The organism is Frankia sp. AiPs1, from assembly GCF_023716945.1.
Taxonomy (GTDB): Bacteria; Actinomycetota; Actinomycetes; order Frankiales; family Frankiaceae; genus Frankia.
Genome location: NZ_JAMQQF010000846.1, coordinates 1 through 1804 on the forward strand (window position 1 = coordinate 1; position 1804 = coordinate 1804).

At 74.6% G+C, this 1804-nt stretch carries 1 protein-coding gene and 1 pseudogene; one reads left to right on the forward strand and one right to left on the reverse strand.

Annotation, left to right across the window (positions count from 1 at the left end):
- Positions 1-739 precede the first annotated feature (739 nt).
- Positions 740-1162, forward strand: a complete 423-nt coding sequence (locus tag ND748_RS31225; protein WP_251749895.1) for a hypothetical protein — start codon at positions 740-742, stop codon at positions 1160-1162.
- Between the two features lie 157 nt (positions 1163-1319).
- On the opposite strand, the pseudogene ND748_RS31230 reads toward ND748_RS31225, so the two are convergent.
- Positions 1320-1804: pseudogene (locus ND748_RS31230) on the reverse strand (serine/threonine protein kinase); the annotation flags it as partial.

A 1804-nucleotide genomic window follows, 5' to 3' on the forward strand; every position in this document is an offset into this window, starting at 1 on the left:
GGTATGGCTGCGGAGCGCGGCGCGGGCCTCGACGGCGCCGCGGCGGGCCGGACCGTCGGGCGGGAGTGCGCCCCGGGCGAAGCGAGGAGCTGCGCGGCGACCTCGCGGGAGTTTCCGAGCAGCGCGCGCGATCGTTGGAACAGTTCTCGGGCTCGTGTGGTCATCCCGTCCTTACTGCTCTCTCTCGTGCGGGTCCCTCCCGCCTTCGGCACCCCCGTCAGGCTGGTATGCAATCAGACGCCCGCCAGCCTCGTCCAACCGACTTGCCCGATCAAGGGGTGAGATGTCCCTAGTTGTTCCGATCGCTGGAAGGAATAGGTGAGGCACATCGCCGCGATGCTGTCCGGAGCACCGGATGAACCCGGCGGGCGGGCGGCTGGCCTGCGGCTACGGTGGGATCCTCGGATGTGTCGGGGTCAACCGTGTCCGGCCCAACCCGCGGACAGCACATTCCGCAGACCCGTTCCCCGGGGCTGCGGCAATGCGCCCGCCGGGATGCCCGTGGGGAGCACAGTGCCGCCCGGCGCGTCGATGGCACAGCACCTTTCCCGTTAGCCGAAGAACGATATGAGACCAACAGTGTCGCTACGGCGTGGATCGGGTGGCGGGTCCGTGGTCCGGGGGCACCGCCGGCCGCGGCCTGCGTACGAGTACGAGGTCGTCGACCGGCTGCCCCCCGCTGACGGGCTGCTCGTCCGCGCCGGCTAGCCTCTGCTCCTGCCACGAGCAAGGGGAGCCGATGAAGAACTGGCGAGCGCTCGCCCTGGCCGCCATCGTCGCCGTTCTCGCGGCCTGCGGCGGTTCCGGCGGCGCCGGGGGATCCGCCGGGACGCGGGCCGGGGCCGCACCCAGCGCCGGTGCATCGGCTGCGGGCGGCGTGAGCGCCTTCGACCTGGTGCACGACTCCGAAGCGGCGGCGACGTTCGTGACGGCCTTCCGCGGGCAGTTTCCCGCCCTCGCCACCGGCCGCAGCGACACCGCCCTGCGCGACGACGGCACCCACATCTGCCTCGACGACCTCCCCGCGGGCGGCGACCGCCTCGCGCTGGCCCGCATTCCGGCCCGGTTCGCCGACGGCGGCATCACCCCCGACCAGCCGACCTCCGGCGCCATCCTGGCCCTGGCCCGCTCGACGGTCTGCGCCGCCGCCTCGACGCCGTAGCACGCCGGACCCGGCTCGTACCGCCGAGGCCGTCCCGAACGCCGGGGCTCCGGCTCGTACCGACGGGCCGTCTCGTCCGCCGAGGCCGTCTCGCACCGGGGCAGTATCGCCAGGTCGCCAGGTCGCCAGGTCGCCAGTGGCCGTAGCGGACGAGTCGTCAGTAGCCGCAGCGGACGAGATGGTCGGCGCCGACTCGGAAGGCGTCGGCGAGGACGCGGATGCGGGCGGGCCGGCGTGCCGGATCCGAGTCGAGAGCCCGGACCAGCACCTCGTCGAGGGTGGCCGGCACCTGGAACGGCAGCGGGAGCCCGCGCAGCGGCGCCGGTCCGCCGCGCGTCGCCGTGACGCCGGTCAGGCAGTGGTAGGCGATGGCGGCCAGCCGGAACACGTCCGTGCGCACCCCGAGCCGCGCGGTGTGCAGCCCGAGCCGCTCCTGTTCGGGGGCCCGGTACTCGGCCGGCCCCTCCTCGGCGTGCCGGGCGACCGTGGCGAGCCCCAGGTCGCGCAGCGCCGGCGGTCCCGGCTGCGAGCCGGTCCCCGCCAGGATCAGGCCGTCGGGGGTCAGGGCCCGATGGCTGTGCCCCGCCTCGTGCAGGGCCGCGAGGACATCACCCGCGCCCGCGGCGGTGCGCAGCAGGGCGA

Coding starts and splice junctions, on each gene's coding strand:
- ND748_RS31225 (WP_251749895.1), top strand. CDS start 740: ATGAAGAACTGGCGAGCGCTCGCCCTGGCCGCCATCGTCGCCGTTCTC.